Genomic DNA, 25,093 nt, shown 5'->3' with positions numbered 1-25,093 from the left:
TATAAGAAAGGCTTAAGTATTTCCAAAAATTATATAAGCAATTGCTGCAAAGGCTTAATACTTTGCAACACATGTTCTTCCATGTATAAGAAAGGATTAAATCATTGCAGCATTTGTTGTAATGAACTTATGAATTGATTTACTACCTGAAATCTACAAATAATTTAGGTGAAATTAACTAAGCTTTGGGAGATAGGATGTCTGCTATGAGCTACGCCTACGCAACTTTTTTGTAGTATTTCCCCATGACATCAAATGCATTTTTGTATAAAACAGTACTATAAACCTAGTAGCAGAGATGCATTATGGCACGCCGTAAAAGAAATTCCAGCGTTTTAGAACGAGCCGATCGCCGAATTGAAAGTTTACAATCTATCAGCGTTGAACTTGACTTTGGCGAAGGACTGACTATACAAGCTTATAATACGACAATTAACGATCTCCGGTCTAAGCTTGCTGCTTACAATACTGCTTTATCTACCATTGACAAACTGACTGATGATGTGAAAAACGCAGAACAGGCTGTGATAGCCATGTCAGAAAAAATGTTACTAGGAGTTGCCAGCCGTTACGGTAAAATCAGCCAGGAATACGAGATGGCGGGTGGTGCTAGACGGGGTAATACCAAGAAGAAGCGAGGCGTACTAGGCAATTCCAAAGTCACCAATCCGTTAGCAGCCGATTCTGTTCAGCCTTCTTCAGTAAATGGATCTATGAATGGGGCTTTGGGTGCGATCGTTAGCTAGCTAAAATCCAATAGGGAACGGTACTAAATAACTGGTTCCCAGCCTCTAGGCTGGGAACCCATTCTGGGAGGCTCCGCCTCCAGTAGGCTTGACGAGAGGTAGAACCTCTCGGAATACATTCCCAGCCTAGAGGCTGGGAACGAGGCGAAAGATCGCCTTACCTCTTGGCGCTGCTGTCGCAGGAAGGTGAGGAAATCCTCAATTAAGTCTTCTTCGGGCCAAAAGTTAGCGGCGAGATCCTTGAGATTATGAACGGTCGTAGGGGTTCGGGTGGCTAGTAGCTGCTTGAGCCTAGAGCCATGCCAAAACTCGGTACTGAGGGTTTTGAGATCGGTTTGGGAATTTGAGGCGAAATCGATTTCGGTGAGGATTTGTAGTACTTGTAAGCGCTCTGTAGATGAGAGCAGTTGGATAGCAGCGATCGCAGCTTCGAGTTGTGGGGTTATGGCGAACCTTTTACTAGTCTAGTTATATGCTATGGGATTCCTATTTGATTTAAAAAAACTCGGTACACGCGTGTGCGGATATCTTCTACAACGTGGGTTTTCGGGTTGTGGTTGCAGCTTAACTAAGAATCAATTTGCTGTCTCATATAATTTAAGTTACAACATGGCTTTTCGAGTTGTGGTTAATAAATAGTAGAACCAATTTAAAATCATCTAGTCCCATGCAGTTGGATAATGGTGTTGGTATTGAAATGAGATATATCCAAAAGACGCTAAAATTTTCAGCAGTTGAGAAAAGTTAAGTTGATGAGTCCGTCACTTGAAAAAATTTTAAGCGAGATTGAGCAATTAACTCCAGAGGAGCAATTGACGGTAATGGGGCATTTGGTAGAGCGTATGAAGAAACATATCACTCAAGCACAACCAAAACGCAACTGGAGCGATTTGAAGGTTATGGCACTATCCGCTATTCGGTGAAGATGCTCAGGAATGGGTTTCACGGACTCGACGGGAAGGAAATGAGCAGCGAAAACGATGCCAGTAAATTGCGGAAAACTTGCCACAATTGTTGTTGAAATCATATATGGTTAGGCAAGTTTACCTTGTGGAAAACTTGTGGAAAAGTACTTGAGTTTTTCCACAAGGTAATTATACTCAATTAAATTTTTACTGTAGAATATCTAGTTTTCCGCAGTTTTTTGCACAATCTAAGTTAAATTTAATCAATTTTTAGACGTTACTTAATATTCTTGACTAATTCTTCAACTGTCAAAGCTCATAATTGAGGCTGCTGCTTGTGGAAAACTTAAAATAAATCTTCAGGATGGTTTTTGAGAACGGCTAGTCATATTGATGCGATCGCTCAGTTGGCGGATGGTTTGTGCTAAAGTGCGATCGCTCTCCTGAAGTTGGGTAATTTTATCGCAACTATAGATTACCGTTGTATGGTCTTTACCACCAAACTCCTCACCAATTCTCGGCAAACTCAAAGCTGTGTGTTGGCGCATGAGATACATTCCTAATTGACGCGCCCAGCTAATCTCTCTTCGTCGCGAGTTACCTTTGAGGTCATCTATTGAAACATCAAAATTATCCGCCACAATCTTTAAAATTGCTTCTGGGGTAGCTGCCATTTTTTCGTTAGGCGGTTCTAAAACTGGTGTGATATTTTCCACCGTCATCGGTAAACCCCAAATAGAAATATAAGCCACCGCCCGAATTAAAGCTCCTTCTAATTCTCGAATATTAGAAGTGTAGTTAGAAGCAATATACTCAATCACATCGCGGGGAAGACTAATATTCTCATCCTCAGCCTTTTTTTGCAAAATTGCCATTCTCGTTTCTAAATCGGGCTTTTGGATATCTGCAATTAACCCCATAGAAAACCGAGAACAAAGACGTTCTTGCAAGCTAGGAATTTGGTTAGGGGGACGGTCAGAAGCAATGACAACTTGCTTACCAGCTTCATGTAAAGTATTAAAAGTATAAAAAAATTCCTCTTGAGTATATTCCTTCCCTTCAAGAAACTGAATATCATCCACTAATAAAACATCAGCCGCTCGGTAATGCTCTCGAAAACTTTGCATACTATCCTTACGGATGGCTGTAATTAAATCATTAGTAAACTGTTCAGTAGAAACATAAAATATTTTACAATTAGGAAAAATTGCATAGCGATAATGACCAATAGCTTGCATCAGATGAGTTTTACCCAAGCCGACACCACCGCATAAAAACAAAGGATTAAACTCTTTACCTGGAGATTCCGCAACTGCCAAAGAAGCAGCATGAGCCATGCGATTGTTAGCACCAACTACAAACCGCGAAAAGACATATTTAGAGTTTAAGTCAGTAGTTTTATGATTGCGATCGGCAACAGGTTCAGAAATACTGCTGGAATTTGGTGATTCCCAAGCAATCTCTCGTTCGCTAAAATGAGAAACTTCATCACCTTGAGCAACCGTAATGTAAATTCCTACCGGATGACCGAGAATATCTTGGACTACATGAGCAATAGTATTGATGTAATACTTCTGTAACCAATTCCGAGCAAATGGGTTAGGAGTGCGGATAACCAAACAATTATTTTCTAATCGCTCTGCACTAGCAGTTTTGATCCAAGTTTCAAAGGTAGGTCGGGATAGTTCAAGCTTTAGGCGCTCTAGTACCTGACTCCACAGACTTTCTATGGGAATTTCCATTATCCACCACCTTTGCTGCTAATCGTCACAATAGAAGAGAAAGCACTAATTTAGCATTGAGACACGCTAGACCTAAAATAAGCTTTTAAGTTGTAACCATTTTGGGACATACCCAGTAGGCAAGATCCTAACACCCACTGACTGACAAGGGAGAAGCAACGACACATGAAGATAACAAACCATCACTCAGCACCCAAAAAGATTGAAACCAGGGGTTTACCCCAGAGGTTGTGGATGCTCTCATACGGGGTAGCAGTGGTGTTCCTGGGGAGCTGCTCTCTTTTACCTGCTAAGACTGTTGATAATCAGCCAAGGGATACTCAAGCCCAAAACACAACAGTACCTAATCCGGTAGTCCCCTCGCAGATTTTCTCTTCGTCTGGAGATCCTAATTTTGTCGTGAAAGTAGTGCAACAGGTGGGGCCTGCGGTAGTTCGTATTGATTCTTCCCGAACAATCACTTCTCGCGTACCAGACGAATTTAACAACGATCCATTTTTCCGGCGGTTTTTTGGAGAGGGAGCGCCACAGCCTAGACAACGTGTAGAACGGGGTAGTGGCTCTGGATTTATTATTAATTCTTCCGGTCAAATTGTTACCAACGCCCATGTGGTAGATGGTGCTGATAGAGTGACTGTTATACTCAAAGATGGCCGGACTTTTGATGGGAAAGTTTTGGGTGAAGACCCAGTAACAGATGTGGCAACGATTAAAATTAATGCGAATAATCTGCCAACTCTAGCTGTGGGTAACTCCGATGCTTTGCAACCAGGAGAGGCTGTAATTGCCATTGGTAATCCATTAGGCTTGAATAATACCGTCACATCTGGAATTATTAGTGCTACAGGGCGTTCTAGTAGCGATATCGGTGCAAGTGACAAACGGGTTGATTACATCCAAACAGATGCTGCAATTAACCCTGGTAATTCTGGCGGCCCATTGCTCAATGCTCGTGGCCAAGTGATTGCAATGAATACAGCGATTATCCGAGGCGCTCAAGGTTTGGGATTTGCTATACCCATTAACACCGTGCAAAGGATTGCCCAAGAATTAATCGCTAAAGGTAAAGTGGATCATCCTTATTTGGGTGTGCAGATGGTGACATTGACACCAGAAAATAAAGAAAGAATCAAAAATGTTGCAGGCGATCGCTTAAATCTTACAGCAAATGAAGGCGTTTTGCTGGTTGAGATTGTACCGCGATCGCCTGCATCTGAAGCTGGACTGCGAGTCGGTGATGTGATTAAAAGCATTAACAGCCAGCCTGTTACTAAAATTGAAGAAGTACAAAAGCTAGTAGAAAAGAGCAAAATCGGTACTAAATTACCCATAGAAGTGGAACGCAATGGGCAAATTGTCCAAGTAGGAGTTCAACCTGCTCCTTTACCTGTTAGACGTGAAGGATGATCTAGAAGGAGGCAGGAGGCAGAAGGCAGAAGGCAGAAGGCAGAAGGCAGAAGGCAGGAGTCATAAAAATTCCCCATTTCCCATTCCCCATTCCCCATTTCCCATTCCCCATTCCCCATTCCCCATTCCCCATTTCCCATTTCCCATTCCCCATTCCCCATTCCCCATTCCCCATTCCCCATTCCCCATTACTTAAAGGAGTTTTATCATGACTGAATTAGCGCCAATAATTCAATTAGGCAATCCAACATTGCGCCAAAAAGCTGCTTGGGTTGAAAATATTCAAGATGAGCAGATCCAAAAATTAATTGAAGATTTAATCGCCACTGTTGCCAAGGCTAACGGCGTGGGAATCGCTGCGCCTCAAGTAGCACAATCCTATCGTTTATTTATTGTGGCTTCCCGTCCTAATGCCAGGTATCCCAACGCCCCAGAAATGGAACCTACTGCCATGATTAATCCCAAAATCATTGCTCATTCAACTGAAGTTGTCAAAGATTGGGAAGGTTGTTTAAGTGTTCCAGGAATTCGAGGGTTAGTTCCTCGCTATAAATCTATTGAAGTGGAATACACTGACTCTCAAGGCAACTTACAAAAGCAAGAATTAACCGATTTTATCGCTCGGATTTTTCAACACGAATACGATCATCTCGACGGTATCGTATTTGTCGATCGCCTGGAGAACACTCTCGATATGATTACTGAGCAGGAATACCAACAACGAGTAGTTAACAAATAAATGGGAGTGGGGAGTGGTGGTGAAAAAGCCCACGAAAAACCTAACCCCCTAACCCTCTCCTCGCTTGCGCTACGGTGTATACACAAGTTTGCCTAGAGCAAGTTTCCAGCCAAGAAAGATAAATTCAAATTGTCGTAAATCACGAGCAAGGGTAGCCATTCTCGAAGGTCTACCAGAAGTATAACCAGACCAACCACCAAGCCCTTGCACGATCGATCCAAGTAGCCCAGGGTAAACAACCCTTTGGATAAGGATTTTGCAGTTTTTTGGTATCACCTTCAACAGAAGTTTGAATTTGAGATAAGCATTGCTGCTGTTGACAAAAGGTCAAATCGGCAGAAAGTTGAGTACGATTGCGTCCTTCAACCATTTGTAATACCAATTTGAAAAATGATTGCGACAGATGGGAAACTGAAACACTTATCCAATGGATGTTTCACAATCCAAAATCTAAAATCTAAAATCCAAAATGGTATAAGATTCGCACGGCTACGGACAAAGCCAGGATTGTCAGGCGTTGAATAGCGATCGCAGACCTAGTTGAGTCGCTTCTAAATTCAATCCCGCTTTTTTAAGAGTCGCGAAAAGTTGTTCGATCTTCCATCGCCATCCATACCACTGAATCATTCGCAGCGCTTGTTCCAAGCAAACAACAACGCGAGTGGCAGTAACCGCCAATGAATCGGTTGTTGTCATGTGGGTGGTTGAACTTCCAGTGCTTCCACAGCAAAAAGGTTAACGCTAGGCGGACATGATATCATCGACAATCTTCGTGCAAGCAGCATTGAATTCTGCCTAGTAGTTCGCTTTCGTAACTTGGCGGGGTAAAGGGTAAGGGGTAAGGTTTTAAATCCCTTACCCAGTCCCCTTTACCCTTTCCCCAGCCCTCACCTAACAATTTTGGGTTGGCAGACTACTAGTTGTGGCTCAATTAATTATGTATACAAGTTACGGAATGTTTATTCTGCCCAATTCTTGGGAAATATTAAAACTGTAAACTTCTTCTCAAGAATTTAACTTGACGCTATGACAACACTGGCAGCAATCCCCGATTCGAATCTATTGCCGTATATCCCTGGTTATGCCATTGTTGAGAAGCTCTATGCAGGTTCTCAGACAATAGTTTATCGAGCTGTGCAAGAGTCAAGTCAGCGTCCAGTGGTAATTAAACTATTACGGCAAGACTACCCCACTTTTAACGAATTATTACAGTTTCGTAACGAGTATACAATTACCAAAAATCTCAACATTCCTGGCATAATCCATCCATTAAGCCTAGAAGCATACGGTAATAGCTATGCTTTAGTGATGGAAGACTTTGGCGGTATTTCCCTACGAGATTATACCCAAAATTATTCCCTATCTTTACGGGAAATTTTAGAAATAGCCCAACAAATTGCTGATATTCTCCATGATGTCTGCCAGCATCAAGTTATCCACAAAGATATCAAACCCGCCAACATTCTGATTCATCCAGAATCGCAACAAGTCAAGCTGATTGACTTCAGCATCGCTTCCCTCCTCCCCCGCGAAACCCAGGAAATCCAAAATCCTAATGTTTTGGAAGGAACCCTTGCCTATCTTTCCCCAGAGCAAACCGGACGAATGAATCGCGGCATTGATTACCGCAGTGATTTCTATGCTTTAGGGGTGACATTGTACGAACTTTTGACTGGACAATTACCTTTTCAATCCAACGATCTGATGGAGTTAGTACACTGTCATTTAGCCAAGCTCCCACTCGCCCCACACAGGATTAATCCAGAAATTCCCGCGATCGTCTCAGAGATAGTATTGAAGTTGATGGCGAAAAATGCCGAAGATCGGTATCAGAGCGCCTTGGGTTTGAAGTATGACTTAGAATGCTGTCTCAATCAATGGAAAGCAACGGGTAGAATAGAAACTTTTGTCCTGAGACAACGGGATGTGTGCGATCGCTTCATTATCCCCGAAAAACTCTATGGGCGAGAGACAGAAGTTGCAACCTTGCTGAAAGCTTTTGAGCGCGTCGCTAATGGCAGTTCAGAAATGATGCTAGTAGCAGGATTTTCCGGGATTGGTAAAACTGCGGCGATCAATGAAGTCCATAAACCGATTGTCAGACAACGCGGTTACTTCATCAAAGGCAAATACGATCAGTTGCAGCGTAATATTCCGTTCAGTGCCTTTACGCAAGCCTTTCGTGATTTAATGGGACAATTGCTGAGTGAAAGTAATGTCCAATTGGCGGCATGGAAAGCGAAAATTTTGGCGGCTGTGGGTGAAAACGGACAAGCGATTATTGATGTAATTCCTGAACTAGAGCGAATTATCGGTCAACAGCCGCCAGTCCCAGAATTATCTGGTAATGCTGCCCAAAATCGTTTCAATTTGCTCTTTCAGAAATTTATCCAGGTTTTCACCACCCCTGAGCATCCGCTAGTGATGTTTTTAGATGACTTACAATGGGCAGATTCGGCTTCTTTGAACTTACTGCAATTATTGATGAGTGAAGCCAGTTCTGGATATTTACTCATTCTGGGTGCCTATCGAGATAATGAAGTGTTTCCGGCTCATCCCTTGATGCTGACGCTAGAGCAGATTCAGCAAGCCGAAGTTACCGTCAATACGATTACCCTGGAACCCTTGGTGGAAATAACGGTGAATCAATTGGTGGCAGACACCTTAAGTTGTCCCAATAAACTGGCTCAACCCCTAACACAATTGGTATATCAGAAAACCCAAGGGAATCCCTTTTTTACAACCCAGTTTCTCAAAGCACTGCACGAGGAGGGTTGGATTCAGTTCCAGCCAGAACTGGGTTACTGGCAATGTGACTTGGCTTCGGTGCGGCAATTGGCATTGACCGATGGAGTGGTAGAGTTCATGGCATTGCAGTTACAGAAACTTCCGGTGGATACACAGGAGGTTTTGAAACTGGCGGCTTGTATTGGCAACCAATTTGATTTGAGAACCTTGGCAATGGTCTCTGAAATATCACTTGTTGATATGGCGGCCAATTTATGGACGGCGTTACAAGAAGGGCTGATTCTCCCCATTAGTGAAACCTACAAGTTCTTCCAATCAAATAACTCAGACAACATCGGTCGCGGTGCTGAGATTACCGTTCCTTATAAATTCTTGCACGATCGCGTTCAACAAGCTGCCTACGGTCTGATTTCAGAAGCTCAAAAACAGTCTACCCACTTTAAAATTGGGCAACAACTGTGGGCAAATACGCCTGAAGCAGAGCGAGAAGGCAAAATTTTTGAAATTGTCAATCAATTAAATCACGGTCTGAGATTGACGGCTCACAAAACTTCTCCCGGATTATTGAATGTACAAAATGGTGACGAAATCTCCAGGCTGCAAGAGCTGGATCGAGTTCAACGCCATGAACTGGCTCAACTAAACCTGCAAGCAGGACAAAAAGCCAAAGCAGCAACCGCCTATGAAACGGCAAGTAAATACTTCACAGCAGGACTGGTAGCGCTCCCAGAAACCGGTTGGGAACATGATTACGACCTGACCCTTGCTCTTTATACAGAAGCGGCTGAAATTGAGTACCTGACTGCCCATTTCGAGCAGGCAGAACAGCTTTCAGAAATTGTTCTTCAGCACGCCCAGGATTTGCTGCAAAAGGTGAAGATGTATGAAATCAGGATCTATTTCTACATTGCTCAAAATCAAATGCTGGCAGCGATCGACATCTGTCTACAAGTGCTGGAGTTTTTGGGCGAACCCCTGTTTAAAGAACCCCCACAGGAGTTAGCGATCGAGGATTTAATGAACCTGCCAGAGATGCTCGATCCGCACAAGTTGGCAGCTATGCGAATTGCGATCGCAATGGTTACTCCCAGCCTGAACGCTAAACCAGATATGTTACCACTGATTGCTTACACACTAGTGAACCTATCGATTCAATTTGGCAACTCGACATTTTCGGCATTTGGCTACACCTTTTATGGTCTGGTTTTATGTGGTAGCCCAACCGGAATTGAAAGAGGCTATCGGTTGGGACAGTTAGGATTAAAATTACTAGAGCGCTTCAACGACAAGAAATTGTATGCAAAAGTGATTAACATTTTTGATGTGTTTGTGCGGCACTGGCAAGAACCCGCTCGCAAAACGATCGCTCCCTTACGTGAAGCTATTCAGGTTGGATTAGAAGCGGGTGATATAGAGTATGCCTGCTACAACGCCTCCTCCTACTGTAACTATCTTTTCTTCGTCGGCGAAACACTGGAGCAGGTGAATCAGCAACAGGAAAAATACATCGATCTGTTGTTGAAATTCAAACAAGAGTATCAAATTTACTTCGGGCAGATTTGTCGTCAGCTTGTGTTGAATTTGATGGGAGCAGCAGAAGATCCTCTAATACTAGTTGGGGAGAGTTTTGACGAACGGAAAATACTGCCGATTTTAATCGAAACTCAAAACGGAACTCTCTTGTTCCTGCTCCATCTGGCAAAGACCATTCTTCTGTTCATCTTTGAGGGCTATCAGCAGGCAGCGATCCATGCTCAAGAAGCCGAAAAATACCTGGGAAACATGGTTGGTTTCTTGCAGTTTGCCGAACATAATTTCTATTACTCCCTCGCTCTCCTGGCTGCTTGTTCAAATGGCAATCAGGCAGAGCAACAATGGGCACTAGAAAAAGTTGCAGAAAACCAGAAATTGATGAGTCAGTGGGCGTTTCACGCTCCCGCCAATCATCAGCACAAATACGATTTAGTTGAAGCAGAGCGGGCAAAAGTTTTGGGTCATTTAGACGCAATAACCTACTATGAAAAAGCCATTCAGGGGGCAAAAGAAAACGGCTATATCCAAGAAGAAGCACTCAGCAATGAGCTGGCTGCCAAATTCTACCTAGCTTGGGGCAAAGAGAAACTGGCCGCAGACTATATGCAACAAGCCTACTATTGCTACGCTCATTGGGGTGCAAAGGCGAAAGTCGCCCATTTAGAAGAACAATATCCGCAACTACTAGCAGCCATTCTCCAATCGCCTAATCTTGCCATCACATCTACGGCAACCATCCCCTTAACTTTGATGAGAAGTGTAACTAAAAGCTCTAGCAACCAAAATTTATACTTAGATTTGCAAGCGGTGATGAAAGCCGCACAAGCCATCTCTCAAGAAATTGAATTAGAGAAACTGTTGGCAACCTTGATGCAGATCGCGATCGCCAATGCTGGCGCCCAAATCGGTCATTTAGTTCTTTGCCAAGAGGAACAATGGTTAGTTGTAGCTCAAGCCGATCGAGAACTGGTGAAAACTTTAGAAATTCCCCTAGAGCAATACTCAGAAATTCCCCAAAGTTTGATTTATGCAGTAGCAAGAACTCAAGAGACGGCTGTATTTGAAGACTTGAGTACAGCAGTGCAATTTGCCAACGATCGCTACATTATCACTCACCAGCCCAAATCTGTTTTATGTACTCCCATTAGTCGCCAAGGAAAACTCAGCGGTATTTTGTACCTAGAGAACAACTTAACTTTAGGCGCTTTTACCAGCGATCGCATCGAGATTCTCCAACTCCTAACTAGTCAAGCCGCTATCTCTGTAGAAAATGCCCGTCTGTATCAACAAACCGAAAACTATTCTTGCACCCTAGAAGCAGAGGTAGAACACAAAACCCAAGCTCTCAACCAAAAAGCCCAAGATTTAGAGCAGACCTTGAAAAAATTACAGCAAACTCAAGGACAATTAATTCATAGCGAAAAAATGTCATCTCTCGGTCAATTGGTAGCTGGTATTGCTCACGAAATTAACAATCCAGTTAATTTTATCAAGGGTAATCTTATCCATACGGAAAATTACATTCAAGATATGATGCGTTTGCTGATACTTTATCAGCAGGAATATCCCCAACCTAATCCAGCTATTCAAGCGATGAAGGAAGAGATTGAGCTTGATTTTCTGTTTGCAGATGCCAATCAAACCTTAGAATCTATGAAGATTGGTAGCGATCGCATCAGCAAAATTGTTCAGAGTTTACGCAACTTTGTTCGCTTAGATGAAGCGGAAATCAAAGCTGTAGATTTACACAGTGGTATTGAAAGCACGCTGTTAATTTTGCAACATCGCTTACAAGCTTCTGAAAATCAACCCGAAGTGCGCGTCATTAAGGAGTATGGCGATCTACCTTTAGTTACTTGCTATCCTAGCCAGTTGAATCAAGTCTTCTTGAATATTATTAACAATGCCATTGATGCGATTCGAGATAATCCCCAAAGTAGCGAACATCCAGAAATTCGGATTTGTACTGGAGTGATAGATCGTGAATGGTTACGAATTGCGATCGCCAATACAGATAGTACGATTCCTGTGAGTTTGCAAGAGCGGATTTTTGAACCATTTTTCACCACAAAACCCGTTGGTCGTGGTCAAGGTTTAGGGTTATTTGTCTGCTATTCCATTATCCAACAACATCGCGGTACTTTAACTGTGCGTTCTCAGCCCACTGAGGGAACTGAATTTGAGATTGTTCTCCCTATCTATTAGACATCTTGCAAAAGTAACAAATGCCAAGATGTTGGGAAAAGGGGAAAGGTTAAAGGTTAAAGGGTAAGAGAAAATTCCATACCTTTACCCTTTACCCCTTACTCTTTTCCCTACAATCCCAAGAAGTCTCTTGAACAATTACAGGGTTTTTCAGGTAAATGAAGTACACACGTAGGGGCACAGCAATGCTGTGCCCTTCAGATCATCTGTACCTCACGCCTGTTGCAATCTGCTGTAATTTTTACGAAATTCCTACTCTGCTTTCATTTTCTTAAACTTATGCCAAGTAAAAACTTTTCATTGTGACTAGCCAATTTAAGTATTTGCAAATAAAATTATAGTATCAAAAAATACTGATCTATAATGAAAAATTCTACTGAAAGTTCTCAACAAGACCTCAGTTTACCCAAGATAGAAGTAGACCAGCTGCTTCTAGAATGGCAAGAAAATCCAGCAGTTTACGTAAATGATATATGCATCCATCAGTTGTTTGAATATCAAGTAGAAAAAACACCTGAGCAAATTGCAGTCATTTTTGAAGATAAACAAGTTTCTTATCAAGAACTTAACCAACGAGCTAATCAACTAGCACACTATCTACAAACCCTGAATGTCCAACCTGAGGTTCTAGTTGGCATTTTCCTGGAGCGATCGCTAGAAATGATTGTTGGACTATTAGCTATCCTCAAAGCAGGCGGAGCTTATGTCCCCTTAGATCCAGCCTATCCCTCAGAGCGCCTAGCTTTAATGTTAGAGGACTCACAGTTATCGATACTGCTGACACAACAAAATTTGCTTTCAAAACTTCCAGAGCATCAGGCCCATATAGTTTGTCTAGATAGCGATCGAGAGGCAATTACACAACAAAGTCAGGAGAATTTAACCTGTCTAGTGACAGATAAAAACCTGTCTTATGTAATTTACACCTCCGGTTCGACTGGTAAACCGAAAGGGGTAGCTATTGAACATCACAGCACAGTCGCTCTGTTGCATTGGACAAAAGAAGTTTTTACAACAGAGGATCTAGCTGGAGTGCTGGCTGCAACATCTATTTGCTTCGATCTCTCAGTTTTTGAAATATTTGTTCCCCTCAGTTGGGGTGGTAAGGTGATTTTGGCAGAAAATGCCTTGTATTTACCTACCTTACTTGCCGCTCAAGAAGTCACTCTAATCAATACAGTGCCATCTGCGATCGCAGAGTTACTGAGAATTCAAGGTATACCTGCTTCTGTTCGCATCGTTAACTTAGCAGGTGAACCTCTGCAAAATCGTTTGGTGCAGCAGATATATGCGTTGGACAATATCCAAAAAGTCTTTAATCTATACGGCCCTACAGAGGATACGACCTATTCCACATTTGCCTTGGTGAAGAAAGGTGACAGCATCGTGACCATTGGTCGTGCGATCGCCAACACATACTGTCTTCTGTTGGACGAACAAATGCAGATAGTACCTACAGGTGTTTCTGGAGAACTATACATTGGCGGCGAGGGACTAGCTAGAGGCTATCTCAACCGTCCAGAACTGACAGAGCAACGATTCATCCCCAACCCTTTTGAGGAGGCAGGAGGGAGTAAATTATATAAAACAGGCGACTTAGCTCGCTACTTACCAGACGGCAACATTGAGTATATTGGGCGCATTGACCAACAAGTAAAGATTCGCGGCTTCCGTATTGAGCTAGGAGAAATTGAAACTGCACTGTGGCAACATCCTGATGTGCAAGAAGTTGTAGTGATTGCTAAAGAGTTTTCCCCTGGCGACCAACGCCTAATAGCTTACGTAGTTCCCAAACCCGAATCACCAGACACGAATGTTGGTAATTTACGCCGTTTTCTCAAACAGAAATTGCCTGACTACATGATCCCTTCTCGCTTTGTGCAATTGAGTGCTTTACCCTTAACAGCTAACGGAAAAGTCGATCGTAAAGCGCTCCCAGCACCCGTTCAAACTTTGAATACAAATGAGAAGTTTGTTGCTCCTCGCACCCCGATTGAGGAACGAGTAGCAGAAATTTGGTCTAATGTATTGGGTCTAAAAAACATTGGCGTTCATGACAATTTCTTAGCGTTGGGAGGCCATTCCTTACTAGCCTTTCAGATCCTCTGTCGTATCCGCGATATTTTTCAAGTTGAGTTACCAATGCGGCATTTCTTTGAAGCGCCCACCATCTCTGAAATAGCTGACAGCATTAAACAAGCACAACAGGAAGACATAGGATATTCTGTTGTGCCAATACAATCTATTGGGCGCGATGGCGATTTACCGCTTTCCTTTGGGCAAGAAAGGTTGTGGTTTCTTGACCAGTTAGTACCCAATCATGCTTTTTACAATGTTCCCGAAGCCATTCGCCTCAGAGGTATACTCAACGCCACAATATTAGAACAGAGTTTGAATGAAATTATCAACCGTCATGAAATCCTACGAACTACATATTCGAGCTTGAACGGACAACCCATACAGGTCATCCACTCAACTTTTCCCATCAAACTCTTAGTTGTGAATCTCCAAGGGCTGTCTCCAGACGATCGCGAATCTCAAGTCCGCCAGATCATCCTTGAAGAAGCCCAACGTCCTTTCAATTTAGTTCAAGGGCCATTGCTGCGAACAACATTACTGCAATTGAGTTCAGAGGAACATATATTCCTCCTCAACCTGCACCATATTCTTTGTGATGATTGGTCTTTAAATCTTTTGTTCGAGGAACTGTCAGTCCTCTATCAAGCTTTCTCCACTGGCAACCCTTCGCCCCTTCCTGACTTAGCTATTCAGTATGCAGACTTTGCAGCTTGGCAACGGCAGTCGCTACAAGGTGAAATTTTAGATAATAAGCTTGCTTATTGGCAGCAACATTTGAGTGGCAGTCTACCTATATTAGAATTGCCCGCCGATTATCCTCGACCATTGGAGCCAACATATCAGGGGGCGCGTCAATCGGTCGTTATCCCCAAATCTCTAACCGATGCCCTTAATGTTCTCTCGCGCCAAGAGGGTACTACCTTGTTTATGACCTTGTTGGCAGCATTCCAGACACTCCTATTTCGCTACACAGGGCAAGAAGACATTTTAGTAGGTGCTCCGATTAGCGATCGCCACCGTTCTGAATTAGAAGGACTAATTGGGTTTTTGCTCAATACTTTGGTATTGCGAACTAACTTGTCCGGCTCCCCAAGTTTCCGGCAGTTGTTAGGTCGAGTCCGGGAAGTAGCTTTATCGGGTTATACTCACCAAGACTTACCGTTTGAGAAGCTAGTTGATGCTCTACAAATCGAGCGGGGCTTGAACCAAAATCCACTGATTTCAGTGATGTTTAATCTTCAGAATACCCCAACGCCTAAGCTGACTGTTCCCGGATTGGCAATGAACCGTCTGGAAATTGATAATGGGACATCCAAGTTCGATCTATACCTGGAACTGCGCGAGACAGCAGCAGGGCTATCGGGCAACTTGGAATATAGTACTGACCTATTTAAAGCTGAGACGATCGCTCTAATGGTGGAAAATTTTTCTACTCTATTACAGACTATTGTCTCTAACCCAGACCAGACAATTTCCAACTTACCCCTGTTAACATTCCCTGGCGATCGGCAAACTAAGCAGATATACAACGGCAATATAGATATTCGCAGTCTACCAGAGCCGGAAATGGGTAGAAGCGATTTGGAAGCAGCATTTGTCGCACCTCGTACTCCGATTGAGGAGCAAATGGCTGAAATTTGGAGCCGAGTTCTAGCGATCGCAGAAGTTGGGATTCGCGATAATTTCTTTGAGCTTGGTGGTAATTCCCTACTAGCATCTCAGTTGATTTTTTATGTGAAAGAAACCTTTCAAGTAGATTTACCTCTAAAAAGCTTATTTGAAAAATCCACTATAGAAGCGCTGGCTCAGGTAATAGAGACAGTGCGTCGAGATGGCGTTTCTACTTTAACCAGTGCGATCGATCTCAAATCTGAGGTAGTACTCGATCCCACCATTGATGCTCAAGGAAGGTCTGTTGCTCATGTCGATGAATTGCGTCATGTTTTTCTCACAGGAGCTACAGGCTTTTTGGGGGCTTTTTTAGTTGATGAACTGCTACATCAAACTCAAGCAAAAATATACTGCCTAGTGCGTTCTACAAACGAGCATGAAGGGTTAAAAAAGATTCAACAAAACCTAGAAAAATATTCTCTTCATCACCCAAATTTTAGCTCTCATGTGATTGCGGTTCCGGGAGACTTAGAACAGCCATACTTGGGTCTTACTAGAGAACAGTTTGAAAAACTGGCTCTGCAAATTGATGTTATTTATCACAGTGCTGCCCAAGTCAATTTTGCTAAACCATACTCTGTAATCAAGGAATCCAATGTTCTCGGAACTCAAGAAGTTCTCAGATTAGCTTGTATGGGCAAAATTAAACCAATGCATTACATTTCTACCATTGCTGTTTTTGGTGCAATCAGCCATTTTACAGGACAAAAAGTAGTTTACGAAGATGACAACATCGAGTCTTCTAAAGACTATGTTGCTCTGGATCTTGGCTATGCTCAAACCAAATGGGTAGCCGAAAATCTTGTATGGGTTGCCAAGTCTAGGGGAATACCTGTTAGCGTCTTCAGAACAGGATTTCTCATGGGACATAGCAAAACAGGTATTGCTCATACAAAAGATTCTTTTGTGCCTAGAGTTATTAAAGGATGCATACAACTTGGTAGTTATCCGGAACTCATAGATCAAAAAGAAGAATTGATTCCTGTAGATTACGCCAGCAGAGCAATTGTCCATTTATCCCAAAAGCAAGAATCTCTAGGAAAAGCTTTCCATATAGTACCCCCACCAGACCAAAATATTGGACTCATTGAGCTTTTTGAGTTTATTTGTTCTTATGGTTATCAACTCAAGAAGTTACCATATACTCAGTGGAAAGATGAGCTAATTGCAAATTTCAGGCACTCTCAGGAAAATGTTTTGCATCCGCTTTTACCGATGATGTCTGAAAAAGTCTATCAAAATTCTTTGACAATCATGGAGTTGTATCAAAATACAGTTGATTATGACTATCAGAATACCCTGAATGGATTGTCAGATTCTGCAATTGTTTGTCCACCAATGGATGTTAAACTCTTTGATAAATACTTATCATATTTCGTTAGTAGTGGTTTCTTAAATTCACCACCTTTAAGACAGGAATAAATGTTCGCACTATAATTTTCAGCTTAACATTCCCTTCAACTTTCTCTAGTAATTCTGGAGCGCATAGTATGATTTACCTACTGTTGAAGAAGAGGATGTTTGACTGGCAGACCGGAATTTTTGTACACTCAAGTTATTATTTGGTATTGCTGCTGAAAAACGCTACTTTCTTTTCCAAAAGCATCAAAGTATGCTTTGGCAGGTGACTGATGATTTCTGGTTAGTGGGCCAAAGCGATAGTGACACTGTATTTGGTGCTGATGATGGTCAACTGTTAAAGGCACGTCGTGTAAAAGGGGAGCATCTTACTTTTGCCAAAGTGAGATGTTCCCCTCTTTAGTTCTGTATTAGACTCAACACAGAAGCGTTATATTTTAAACTCCCCAGAGAACCCAAATCAAGACCTTAATATCACGAACAATAAACAGACCAATAATAAACCCAAAAGTAACAGCAAAGCCTGATTGCGTTTTACCCAACTTTTCACCGTTACAGCAAAACTGTTAGTGTAACGCTGCTGTTCCAACTCTAATTTTGTCTCTTCAATATTTTGGTAGAGGGTACAGTCTTTGGCGTAGGGACGTTTAGGAAAATTGCAAGTATCATCAGCGTGATAAGTGCAAGTGTCGCACAGATACCCATCCCCAGCGGCGCGGTGCAATGGAATACCGGGATGACCGTAAGCTTTGAGTGTAGTCCGGCAATAGGGACAACTAATAGCTTGACTATCAACAAGTTGGTGGCAGTGGGGACAAGATACAGTAGCCAAAACCTTTAGCGCAAATAGGTAAACACTTTGATTCTAGCCATTCTTAGATTTTACGAGCAACAGTGGCAAAAATTTTACAAGGGAGAAATTAGTGGATAGAATTGTAAAGTTGGATGCCTCTCGGTGCTAGTATGATTGCTGACTATGGCTCGACACTGCAAAACATTTTTCAAGCGATCGCTCCAAATAGTAACGAATCCGATGTAGAGCAAAAGGTAGTAGTTCCCCTCTTGCACATTCTTGGTTACAGCAATGCCGATTGGCAGTCTCAAGTGGTAATTCTACAATCTAAGCTTGATTTCCTAGTGGGTCAACCAGATTCCGCTTTAATAAAACCAGCCTATTTAATTATTGAAGTTAAAGCACCCAATAAAAACATTGCCCACAACGTTTGGCAAATTAATAATTACATGCGCCACACTGGATCTGTTCTCGGTCTGTTAACCAATGGCTATGACTTTCGTATACTTTATAACCATGATAAAAAAATTACAACTATTGTAGAATATTCCCAAGCCACACTTATTCATAAATATAGGTCATTTTACAAAATTTTATCTAAAAAAACTTATTTAAACTTTACTTCTACTTTGTATAAAAATCAACAAAATATTCGATTACAATTTTTAAATTTAATTTCAAAAGAGGTGCAACAAGAAGATATGTTGGGTTTATTTAACAAAGGTAAAACTTCTTCCATTCCAACACAGCAAACCAGTGAAGAAAAAATTTTGGTTTCAGAAACTAAGGAGGAACGTAAATCAATGATTATTACTGTATTTAATAACAAAGGAGGGGTAGGTAAAACTACAACAACTATCAACCTTGCTGCTGCTCTCAACAAGCTAGGTAAAAAAGTTCTGCTGGTTGATATTGACGCTCAAGCCAACCTAACAATGGGATTAGGAATAGATCCTTTAGATGATGTTGAAAAGCTAGGTAAAAAAGATATTACTCATCTATTAACTGAGCCAAGAACTAGCTTAGAAGAAACGATTATTCATAAGAACTGGGATGATGTTGAACTAGATATTGTTCCATCTCACATTCGTTTGAGTTATATGGAAGCTACACTAATTAATACACCGGATATTGATCGCGTACTAGCCAAGAAGCTTAACAAATATCGTAATCAATATGATTATATTTTAATTGACCCACCACCATCATTTGGTAAAGCTAATACTATTTCACTCATGGCTTCCTCTGGAGTATTAATTCCTACCCAGTTAGCTCCTTATCCTATTCGGGCACTAGAGTACGTGATTTCAAGAGCCATTGCACTTGATGAATCCAAAGATGAACCACTGCCAATTTTAGGTATAGCAGTAAGTATGTACAATAGAGCTGCAAATAAGGTTGCTTTAGCTATGACTCAGCAGATTTTTGATATTCTATCAAAGAATCCAGAAAGTAAAAATATAGAATTATTTCCCCAAGAAACATGGATTCCAAGCCTGAGCATAGTTTCAACTACACCTAATAAAGGGTATCCAATTTGCTTCGCAGAATTCGATAAAGAATTAAATTCTAAAGATAAAGAAGCTGCACAGGATGCTTTTAGCTGCTATATAAAACTAGCTAAACAATTGATTTCTGTTACCAAGAAAAAGGAGTAGGAAAATGAATAGCGCAGAACGTCGCAATCGGATTGTTGAATATTTACGTATCAAATCAATCTCTCACGGACAAGTTTACACTTTTCAAATTGCTGTACCAAAGTCTGAAACTGTAGAAGTTCCTTTTGAAAAACGCGAATCCTTAAGGAATAGTCTTACTCAACAAGGTACTAACTTAATTCCTCTAATTGTGCGTCGTACTGAGGCATACAGTGAGGAAGAAGAGTACGAAGTTGTTTATGGTGCTGATTGGTGTCTAGTTGCTAAAGAACTTGACATTGAGAAACTCTGGGTTTGGGTATTTGATATGACCGATGAGCAAGCTGCTGCTGCTAAAGAAGAAATGCAGCAATTGCTGGGTTTTTCAGATTCCTCGGATTCTATCGCTGTAGTATTACCATCAGTTTCTGAAGACACAGAATCAACTAAAAAAATATTTAAGCAGCTTAATAAATTATTTCTTGAAGTAGAAACGCTTAACAAAAAGATTGAGCAACTTACTACATCGGTTAAAAAATTGGAGGAGAGTCCAAATAAGCAAACAAATATTGACACTCAGTTAGTTCAGCAATTTACAGAAGCTGTTAAAAAGATTATTGAAGAAGTTCCAAGCAAGCCATCGTATAACATGAAAAAAGACCAACTACAAGAAATTGCAAGAAAACAAGGGATTAAAATAACAACACGGATGACAAAAGCTGAGATTCTTAATGCTCTTGAAAAAGCTGATAAAAGTCATGGAGACTAACTGGATCATATCATTATTCCCATAGCCTAACCCTGCATTTGCCGCAGTGCATTAAACGCCTTACCTCGCAACCCAACTGGTAACAACGATAAACCTAAACCAGTCCAAGCTTTAGCAGTCGAAAAAGACTGTCCCGCTAAAACTAGCTCTCTGCCTTTTTGCGTTTCGCCCTTTTCAATTAAACGCAAACCTAATAATAATTGTGTTTCAGTTAAACGATTTTTCCTGACCTTTTCTAATTTTTCAGACTCAAACTGATAATTTTCTAAATACTGAATTTTATCAAATAAATAAGGAATAGCTCGATTAATACCTTGCTGCTCTGTATGGTAGCGATATTCCATCAATAATTCTGGTAAGTAATAGCCCTTTTTTCCAGCCAAAGCCAGACGTACAAATAAATCATTATCCTCACAATTTTGCAGATTTGGCTGCATATATCCTAATTCTTGCAAGGTTTTACGGCGAAATAATGTCGCCCCAACTTGAAAACTTTGCTGAATAAATACGACTTCCAACAAATTATTTACAACACCTGCGGATAAATTCTTCCTACCCCAACGATGAGAATTTTCTTGAGTTTTTGCCTCATCCCGCACATTGTTAATATCAATTATCCAATGGTCTGTACCAACAAAATCAATGCTAGAGTCTTCAGCAAGAATAGCTGATGTATTTGCGAGAAAATCGGGTGTTAGTCGGTCGTCATCATCAAATTTGATAAAATATTCACCACTGGCAGCATCAAAGCCAGAGCGCATATTATTACTTTTACCAATATTTTGCTGATGACGGATATATTTTATCCGATCGTCTGTGTATTGTGACATCAATTCGGGTGTGCGATCGCTAGAACCGTCATCACAAACAATTAGCTCAAAGTCTTGCTCAGACTGGTTGAGCACGCTGTCAATTGCAAAAGGTAGTAAATTAACTCGATTAAAGGTGGGAATGGAAACACTAACTTTAGGCATTTTTGCAAGATGAGAGTGGACATTGCTCACTAACTAAACGCTTAATGAGCAAGGCTGGGCAAAAGCTAAGTGTAAGAAATAGTTTGATTAATTTTATTCCAAACTTTTTTGATAAATCGATTGCTTCTAGCCGCTAGGGTGGGTGGCTTTAATTGCTTCGGTTTTTTCTCTGGTTGCTTCAGAAAGCGATAGTGTAAAAATTCATTTTTGTAACGAATATCAACATCTTCACCTTTACACAAGCGGGCAAATCCAATAGCAGAATAGCCCATATAGTGAAGACGATGAATTGGTTTTAATCCCTGTTGGTTGTAAAGAACATTATCAATGTTTACAAATGGATTTGCATTAGCACAGTTACCAGTTCTATCTTCACCATTGGGACTGAGTGTAAAGTTAAATAGTGGTCGAGCAATTCTAAAAGTCATGTAACTAAATAAATCTGCGTCACACCACCAAGCGATTTCGTTAATCAATTCGACTTCTTTATCTTCTATCAATCGCTTTTTGAGTATTTTTAATTCTTCAGCGCCTAAAATACCTTTTTTTGAACCAAAAAAACTAGAACAGTGGATTTCTCGTCTGATTTCAGATTCAGGCAAAGACATTTTTTGTTCTAACTTCGGCAAGTCGAAAGCTGCAACTGAAGTTTGTTTTGTGTGTTCCCAGTCATCAAACACAAAGTCGTATTGGTCTAGTTTTTCTAAAACCTTATCCAACTTATTCATTGCCAAACTATCAGCATCATAAAATACAAATCTTTCAAACTCACCATCAAAAGCACACATTTTTCGGATTAAGTTATTTTTTTTATTCCATTCGATAGAAGGTTTATTTTTTCGGCTATTTCTTGGATAAGCGTTCCAAACTTGAACGGCAAAATCCTCCCATTTTTTGATCGAGCTTTTATTGTCAAACAAGGTGACATTCGGCCGAGAATGTATCTCCTGTTTAACTCGTTTTAAGCGGTCATCATAGGGAATAATACAAATAGGAATATCTGGACTAACGTTTACCTCAATGCTATTTAGCAAAGCTACTAGTTGGTCAAATACCACGTCATTAGCCAGTGTGTAAATCCCAAAATTATCCATTGTCATTGTAATAAATTCTTTTGATTTTTGATTTACTGAATAATGCCAATTCTCTGTGAAGCTGCACATCATTTAGACCCCTTTCAACCCTCCCGAACCCGCGGGAAGCACCGCAGGTAGTAGGGTTATTTCTACACATCTTTATACAGAATTGGTCTAACGCGAATAATCCGATCGCTATTTTTTGACCGATTATTCTCAAATAATAATATACACATTTTCAACTTGATGCTGAAATAAACAAGAAGCTATTTTGGTTACGGGTGATACTAAACATTACCCATCTACTTAGAAGGGTTTAAAACTCTAGCTGTTAAACAATTGCCTCCTAGAGAATAATCTCAGCAACCCGGCGGTTCCCACACCCCAAGCACCATTAACCAATAAACCTGTCACTATTCCTACAAATTTCCAGCCGCCAGCGATGGGTTGACCCTTGAGTGGTGCAACCACAAACCAAGCTACTAACGTCGGAGCAATTGCACCAAAGACTAAAGCTGCTAACCAATAGTTTTTATCGTGTCGAAAACGAGGTGCAATTAATACCAAAATCAGTCCCCAAATGCCTCCCCAGAAAGCATTTGACCAAATTTGCGGGATTCCTAATGGTTGTGTCGGTGCAGTTGAATAAGGGGCGCGAGATGTAAAATTTACTACATATAGCAGCGCCAACATACCTTGATGAAATAGCAAAACAGACACAAAGCCTGCAATAAATCCTAAAGCAAATCGAGATAAGGCAGCTTTTTGAGTCATTGCTTATATAAAAAGGTACTTGTTTGCAGTTGCAGATGTAACTTTAATAATTGACATTTCCCATTCCCTATTCTCCATTTTCTCTAGAGCTTGCTTCTGAGAGTTGTCTATGATAGTTTGCTAACTAGTCAAAATACAGTAACTCCATCAAATTACCGTACTTTGTTGAATACTATCGTTGATATAGCCGAAGGAGTGCAGAGTTAAGAGTACTTAAGTACTTTACCAAATATATGACAAGTGGAAAAGCCAATCTTGCCGATTGGGAAGTAGATACCTGTGTTGGGGAAAGGTTGAAGGGTAAGGGAAAATTTTAGACCTTTACCCCTTAACCTTTTCCCTACTTCTGCAAGAACTCACGTTAAACTTAGTTTCCTGAACTCGGTAGCGAGGATAGCACCCTACAATGAATATACGTATGCAAACTATTCACAAGCGTAAAGTTAAAGACGGAGGTTAAACGTTGGCACAATTCCAAGCAGAACCTCTAGCTTTATCAGGCTCTCAAAAAAATTGGGTCTTACTCGGTGTCGGACTTGGGGTATTCATGTCTACTCTGGATGTGGGCATTATTAATGTTGCTTTGCCCACATTAGTGCAAGCCTTTGGCACTAGTTTTCCTACCACCCAATGGGCTGTATTGAGTTACCAGTTGGTCAGTTCTGGTTTAGTTTTGGGAGCAACCCGCTTGGGGGATATGTGGGGTAAGAAGTCCTTATACCAAGGGGGACTGGTTCTGTTCACTTTCAGTTCGCTGTTGTGTGGTTTTGCACCTAGTATCGAGTGGTTGATCGCCTTTCGGGCGCTTCAAGGATTAGGTGCTGTGTTCATTTCTGGGCTTGGTTTGGCAATTATCACAGAAGTTTTTCCCTCTTCCGAGCGAGGTCGGGCTGTTGGCGTCATCGGTAGTGTAGTGTCACTGGGAATTGCTTTTGGCCCCTCTGCTGGCGGATTGCTTTTAAGCTGGTCAGGTTGGCATAGTATATTCTTCATCAATGTACCCTTGGGGATTATCGCTAGTTTCTTAATAGCTCGTGTAGTGCCACCTTCTGCACGCATTGAGGGCAAACAGAAATTTGACTTTTTGGGAGCCATATTGGCTTTATTGACTCTGGGTACTTTTGGGCTAGGTATGACACTAGGACAGAGCCAAGGCTTTGGCAGTACTAATGCACTGGTATTATTAGCGATCGCCGCCGTAAGTTTCACGACTTTTTTGGTAGTTGAAGCGATTTTAGAGCAGCCACTACTAGAGCTAAAGCTGTTTCGCAATCTTCAGTTGAGTATGGGTTTGCTAAGTGGCTGGTTAGCATTCATTGTTATTGGCGGTTCGCTACTGATCGTCCCTTTCTTTCTAGAGAGCGTCAAGCATTATCCGACGGTAAAAGTAGGGCTATTACTAGCCGTATCGCCTGTACTGAGTGGGTTAATTGCCCCAATAGCTGGAATACTTTCAGACCGCTTTGGCGCTCGACTAATCAGTTCAATTGGGCTGGGGTTGATGATTGGCGGCTGTCTGGGGATTAGCACCTTTGACGCTCAAATTACTGAGTTTGGTTATGTATCGCGCTATTTTATTTACGGCATTGGTCTGGGTTTATTCCAATCGCCCAATAACAGCACTGTTATGGGATCGGTACCGAGAGAACGGCTAGGGATTGCTTCTGGGCTTTTGTCTTTGTCACGTACATCAGGTAACACCGTAGGAGTTTCTCTAATTGGGGCAGTATTTGGAGCCTTAATCGCTAGCATGTCTGCGGGTGCAGATGTCTCTGTTGCTCCTCCTGATGCGATCGTTGCAGGGTTCCAAGGAACTTTTCACTTCGCAGCCCTAATACTGTGTGGGGCGGCTGTTGCATCTGTTTTGAGGATCGGCAAGAGGCAGGGAGAGGAGGCTGGGGAGCAGGGGAGCAGAGGAGCAGGGGAGGAATAATTA

General features: G+C 41.5%; 15 protein-coding genes and 1 pseudogene. 9 read left to right on the top strand and 7 right to left on the bottom strand.

Features of this window, described 5'->3' with window-relative positions:
• Nucleotides 1-305 precede the first annotated feature (305 nt).
• Nucleotides 306-746 carry a hypothetical protein gene (locus V7K45_RS32595; RefSeq protein WP_335010095.1) on the top strand — a complete coding sequence of 147 codons (441 nt, stop codon included), beginning with the start codon at nucleotides 306-308 and terminating at the stop codon, nucleotides 744-746.
• A gap of 752 nt (nucleotides 747-1,498) precedes the next feature.
• Entirely contained in the window at nucleotides 1,499-1,669 is a 171-nt protein-coding gene (locus V7K45_RS32590; RefSeq protein WP_335010093.1) for a hypothetical protein, read from the top strand.
• 341 nt (nucleotides 1,670-2,010) lie between these two features.
• Here the strand turns inward: V7K45_RS32590 and dnaA are convergent, their stop codons facing one another.
• Nucleotides 2,011-3,393 carry a chromosomal replication initiator protein DnaA gene (gene dnaA, locus V7K45_RS32585; protein WP_335010091.1) on the bottom strand — a complete coding sequence of 461 codons (1,383 nt, stop codon included), beginning with the start codon at nucleotides 3,391-3,393 and terminating at the stop codon, nucleotides 2,011-2,013.
• Between the two features lie 165 nt (nucleotides 3,394-3,558).
• On the opposite strand from dnaA, the gene V7K45_RS32580 reads away from it, so the two are divergent.
• Both V7K45_RS32580 and def read left to right on the top strand, forming a co-directional pair.
• Complete coding sequence (locus V7K45_RS32580) at nucleotides 3,559-4,800, top strand: HhoA/HhoB/HtrA family serine endopeptidase (protein WP_335010089.1); 1,242 nt, start codon at nucleotides 3,559-3,561, stop codon at nucleotides 4,798-4,800.
• A gap of 208 nt (nucleotides 4,801-5,008) precedes the next feature.
• Nucleotides 5,009-5,539: a peptide deformylase gene (gene def / locus V7K45_RS32575; RefSeq protein WP_179068956.1), complete on the top strand. Its 531-nt coding sequence runs from the start codon at nucleotides 5,009-5,011 to the stop codon at nucleotides 5,537-5,539.
• A gap of 169 nt (nucleotides 5,540-5,708) precedes the next feature.
• Here the strand turns inward: def and V7K45_RS32570 are convergent, their stop codons facing one another.
• Together V7K45_RS32570 and V7K45_RS32565 are read right to left on the bottom strand one after the other, a co-directional pair.
• Complete coding sequence (locus V7K45_RS32570) at nucleotides 5,709-5,909, bottom strand: hypothetical protein (RefSeq protein ID WP_335010087.1); 201 nt, start codon at nucleotides 5,907-5,909, stop codon at nucleotides 5,709-5,711.
• A 111-nt stretch (nucleotides 5,910-6,020) separates the two neighbouring features.
• Nucleotides 6,021-6,288: pseudogene (locus V7K45_RS32565) on the bottom strand (IS4-like element ISSysp3 family transposase); the annotation flags it as partial.
• Between the two features lie 277 nt (nucleotides 6,289-6,565).
• Between V7K45_RS32565 and V7K45_RS32560 the strand changes: the two are divergent.
• Both V7K45_RS32560 and V7K45_RS32555 read left to right on the top strand, forming a co-directional pair.
• Nucleotides 6,566-12,025 carry a trifunctional serine/threonine-protein kinase/ATP-binding protein/sensor histidine kinase gene (locus V7K45_RS32560; RefSeq protein ID WP_335010085.1) on the top strand — a complete coding sequence of 1,820 codons (5,460 nt, stop codon included), beginning with the start codon at nucleotides 6,566-6,568 and terminating at the stop codon, nucleotides 12,023-12,025.
• A 363-nt stretch (nucleotides 12,026-12,388) separates the two neighbouring features.
• Entirely contained in the window at nucleotides 12,389-17,197 is a 4,809-nt protein-coding gene (locus V7K45_RS32555; RefSeq protein ID WP_335010083.1) for a non-ribosomal peptide synthetase, read from the top strand.
• A 397-nt stretch (nucleotides 17,198-17,594) separates the two neighbouring features.
• Here the strand turns inward: V7K45_RS32555 and V7K45_RS32550 are convergent, their stop codons facing one another.
• On the bottom strand, nucleotides 17,595-17,966 hold the full coding sequence (locus V7K45_RS32550; protein WP_322678886.1) for a zinc ribbon domain-containing protein: 372 nt from the start codon (nucleotides 17,964-17,966) through the stop codon (nucleotides 17,595-17,597).
• 113 nt (nucleotides 17,967-18,079) lie between these two features.
• On the opposite strand from V7K45_RS32550, the gene V7K45_RS32545 reads away from it, so the two are divergent.
• Nucleotides 18,080-19,585 (top strand): AAA family ATPase, encoded by a 1,506-nt coding sequence (locus tag V7K45_RS32545; RefSeq protein ID WP_335010081.1) that lies wholly within the window; start codon nucleotides 18,080-18,082, stop codon nucleotides 19,583-19,585.
• Nucleotides 19,586-19,589: 4 nt separating this feature from the next.
• The gene (locus V7K45_RS32540) at nucleotides 19,590-20,333 is read left to right on the top strand and encodes a Rho termination factor N-terminal domain-containing protein (protein ID WP_335010079.1); all 744 of its coding nucleotides are present in this window, start codon (nucleotides 19,590-19,592) and stop codon (nucleotides 20,331-20,333) included.
• A gap of 26 nt (nucleotides 20,334-20,359) precedes the next feature.
• Here V7K45_RS32540 and V7K45_RS32535 read toward each other — a convergent pair whose 3' ends face one another.
• From V7K45_RS32535 to V7K45_RS32525, 3 genes are all read right to left on the bottom strand, one after another.
• Nucleotides 20,360-21,307, bottom strand: coding sequence for a glycosyltransferase family 2 protein (locus tag V7K45_RS32535; protein ID WP_335010077.1), 948 nt, complete (start codon nucleotides 21,305-21,307; stop codon nucleotides 20,360-20,362).
• A 65-nt stretch (nucleotides 21,308-21,372) separates the two neighbouring features.
• The gene (locus V7K45_RS32530) at nucleotides 21,373-22,407 is read right to left on the bottom strand and encodes an Npun_R2821/Npun_R2822 family protein (RefSeq protein WP_442942094.1); all 1,035 of its coding nucleotides are present in this window, start codon (nucleotides 22,405-22,407) and stop codon (nucleotides 21,373-21,375) included.
• Between the two features lie 300 nt (nucleotides 22,408-22,707).
• Entirely contained in the window at nucleotides 22,708-23,157 is a 450-nt protein-coding gene (locus V7K45_RS32525) for a hypothetical protein (protein WP_335010075.1), read from the bottom strand.
• Nucleotides 23,158-23,620: 463 nt separating this feature from the next.
• Between V7K45_RS32525 and V7K45_RS32520 the strand changes: the two genes are divergently transcribed.
• Nucleotides 23,621-25,090 carry a DHA2 family efflux MFS transporter permease subunit gene (locus V7K45_RS32520; RefSeq protein WP_335010073.1) on the top strand — a complete coding sequence of 490 codons (1,470 nt, stop codon included), beginning with the start codon at nucleotides 23,621-23,623 and terminating at the stop codon, nucleotides 25,088-25,090.
• Nucleotides 25,091-25,093 lie beyond the last annotated feature (3 nt).

It is taken from the genome of Nostoc sp. (genome assembly GCF_036917375.1).
In the GTDB taxonomy this organism is placed as follows: domain Bacteria; phylum Cyanobacteriota; class Cyanobacteriia; order Cyanobacteriales; family Nostocaceae; genus Nostoc.
The sequence above is the reverse complement of the archived record's forward strand: the minus strand, read 5'-3'. Positions and strand labels throughout refer to the sequence as shown.